4 protein-coding genes are annotated in these 2,884 nt (G+C 64.9%); 3 read left to right on the forward strand and 1 reads right to left on the reverse strand.

The features are described from left to right. Nucleotides 1–146: 146 nt before the first annotated feature. From groES to I6F20_RS37465, 3 genes are all read left to right on the forward strand, one after another. Complete coding sequence (gene groES, locus I6F20_RS37455; protein ID WP_036002037.1) at nucleotides 147–461, forward strand: co-chaperone GroES; 315 nt, start codon at nucleotides 147–149, stop codon at nucleotides 459–461. Nucleotides 462–497: 36 nt separating this feature from the next. Continuing rightward, nucleotides 498–2,117 (forward strand): chaperonin GroEL, encoded by a 1,620-nt coding sequence (groL, locus tag I6F20_RS37460; protein WP_225131536.1) that lies wholly within the window; start codon nucleotides 498–500, stop codon nucleotides 2,115–2,117. 79 nt (nucleotides 2,118–2,196) lie between these two features. After that, nucleotides 2,197–2,529 (forward strand): hypothetical protein, encoded by a 333-nt coding sequence (locus tag I6F20_RS37465; protein ID WP_036002054.1) that lies wholly within the window; start codon nucleotides 2,197–2,199, stop codon nucleotides 2,527–2,529. Between the two features lie 44 nt (nucleotides 2,530–2,573). On the opposite strand, the gene I6F20_RS37470 is transcribed toward I6F20_RS37465, so the two are convergent. Continuing rightward, a partial coding sequence (locus I6F20_RS37470; RefSeq protein WP_225131538.1) for a hypothetical protein occupies nucleotides 2,574–2,884 on the reverse strand: 311 nt, incomplete at its 5' end.

Genomic DNA, 2,884 nt, shown 5'->3' on the forward strand with positions numbered 1-2,884 from the left:
ATCCGGACAAGAACCTTGAAGTAGCGCAAAAATTTTTGCAGGTCCTCTTGACTAGAAATCCGCGTATTCCTAGGTCGTTTGCCGCCCGGGGGCCGGTTCCGGACCCGGATTTTGGACATCGCTGAACCTACCCAAGGAGGATGTGCATGCATTTCCGCCCGTTGCACGACCGTGTGCTCGTGCGCCGCATCGATGCCGAGGAGAAGACCGCCGGCGGCATCATCATTCCCGACACCGCCAAGGAGAAGCCGCAGCAGGGCGAGATCATCGCCGTGGGGCCGGGCGGGCGAAACGAGCAGGGCCAGCTCGTGCCGCTCGACGTCAAGGTCGGCGACCGGGTGCTGTTCGGCAAGTGGTCGGGCACCGAGGTCAAGATCGACGGCGAGGAGCTGTTGATCATGAAGGAAAGCGATCTTCTCGGCGTGGCCGAGCAGGCCGGCACGCTGAAGAAGGCGGCGTAACGCTGACAGTCATCGAACGGAAAGGAGTTTAACAACATGGCTGCCAAGGACGTGAAGTTCGCGACCGAGGCCCGCGAGCGCATGCTGCAGGGCGTCGACACACTGGCGAATGCGGTGAAGGTCACGCTCGGTCCAAAGGGGCGCAACGTCGTCCTCGAGAAATCGTTTGGCGCTCCCCGCATCACCAAGGACGGCGTCACCGTCGCCAAGGAGATCGAGCTGGAGGACAAGTTCGAAAATATGGGCGCCCAGATGGTGCGCGAGGTCGCCTCGAAGACCAGTGATCTCGCCGGAGACGGCACCACCACGGCGACGGTGCTGGCGCAGGCCATCGTCAAGGAGGGCGCCAAGGCCGTCGCGGCCGGCATGAATCCGATGGACCTCAAGCGCGGCGTCGACCTTGCCGTGGATGCGATCGTCGCCGACCTCAAGTCGCACGCCAAGAAGATCACCTCTAACGACGAGATCGCCCAGGTCGGCACCATCTCGGCCAACGGCGACACCGAGATCGGCCGCTTCCTGGCGGATGCGATGCAGAAGGTCGGCAATGAGGGCGTGATCACGGTCGAGGAAGCGAAGAGTCTGCACACCGAGCTCGAAGTGGTCGAGGGCATGCAGTTCGACCGCGGCTACATCTCGCCCTATTTCGTCACCAACGCCGAGAAGATGAAGGCCGAGCTCGAAGATCCCTATGTGCTGATCCACGAGAAGAAGCTGTCGGGCCTGCAGACCGTGCTGCCGCTGCTGGAGCAGGTCGTGCAATCCGGCAAGCCGCTCCTGATCATCGCGGAGGAGGTCGAGGGTGAGGCGCTGGCGACGCTGGTCGTCAACCGCCTGCGCGGCGGCCTGAAGGTGGCCGCCGTCAAGGCGCCGGGCTTCGGCGACCGTCGCAAGGCGATGCTGGAGGATATCGCGATCCTCACCGGCGGCACCGTGATCTCCGAAGATCTCGGCATCAAGCTCGAGAACGTCACCGTGAAGATGCTGGGCCGTGCCAAGAAAGTGGTGATCGAGAAGGAGAACACGACGATCGTCGACGGCGCCGGCGCCAAGAAGGACATCGAGGCGCGCAGCCAGCAGATCAGGGCGCAGATCGAGGAAACCACCTCGGACTACGACCGCGAGAAGCTGCAGGAGCGCCTCGCCAAGCTCGCCGGCGGCGTCGCGGTGATCCGGGTCGGCGGCGCGACCGAGGTCGAGGTCAAGGAGCGCAAGGATCGCGTCGACGACGCTCTGCATGCGACGCGGGCCGCGGTCGAGGAAGGCATCCTGCCGGGCGGCGGCGTGGCACTGCTGCGCGCGCTCAAGGCGCTCGACGGGGTCAAGACCGCCAATGCCGACCAGAAGGCGGGCGTGGACATCGTGCGCCGCGCCATCCAGGTCCCGGCGCGGCAGATCGTGCAGAATGCGGGTGAGGACGGCTCCGTCGTCGTCGGCAAGCTGCTCGAGAACCAGACCTACACCTGGGGCTTCAATGCCGCGACTGGCGAGTACCAGGATCTGGTGCAGGCCGGCGTGATCGATCCTGCCAAGGTCGTCCGCACCGCCTTGCAGGATGCGGCCTCGGTGGCCTCGCTGCTCATCACGACCGAAGCGCTGGTGGCCGAGAAGCCGAAGAAGACGGAAGCGCCGAGCGCTCCCGCGATGGACTTCTAAGGACGGGCGAGCCCGGCCGAACGGCCGGGCTCGTTTGCCATGGATCTGTGACTGTGTTCTCGAACGAAAGGAGGATGAAATGATCAAGGATCGTGCTTTCTCCGCTCGCGGGGAAACCACTCGGAAAACGTTGCGGCGGCTCGCCGCCTTGGCCGTTGGGGCTGGCCTCTCGCTGGTGCCCTTTGCGGCCTTTGGCGCCGAAAGCCCCGGCCCTGCCGCCAAGACTGCGGACAGTTTCGAGCGGCTCGCCTTGCCGCCGATCCCGTACCTGGACACGATGCCGTGGTCGAGCTGGGATCGGGGCAGCCCGACCATGAAGGTGGACACATTGCTGCCAGTCCTCGGGCCATCCGGGATCCGGCTCGACCTCACGCCGCCTGATCGAGACAAGCCGGAGCCCGCCACGAGCTGAAATGGGGGAGCGGCCGGCGAGGCCGCTCCTCATCGTTCAGCCACTCATCGCTCACGCGAAAGGAGGATCATCAGATGAGAGGCATTGTCCTCGCCGTCGCTGTGTTGGGCATGGCCAATGGGCTTCAGGCCAAGGAGGCCGACACGCCTCGCGCCGAGATGCGGAGCTCGGCCGAGCCCGCCCGGCAGCTTGCGACCAGTTCCGTCGGAGCGTCTCGGAGCAATCCTGAGAAGTCCGGCCAGACCGAGCGCAGGAGCCGGGAGTTTTCGCCCGAACGTCTTGTCCCCGATATCTGCAGAGGATGCTGATCGGCCTTGGCCGATCAGCATTCTTCTTCGCTCGCCTAACGCGACGT

The organism is Bradyrhizobium sp. IC3123 (assembly GCF_020193625.1).
Taxonomy (GTDB): Bacteria; Pseudomonadota; Alphaproteobacteria; order Rhizobiales; family Xanthobacteraceae; genus Bradyrhizobium; species Bradyrhizobium yuanmingense.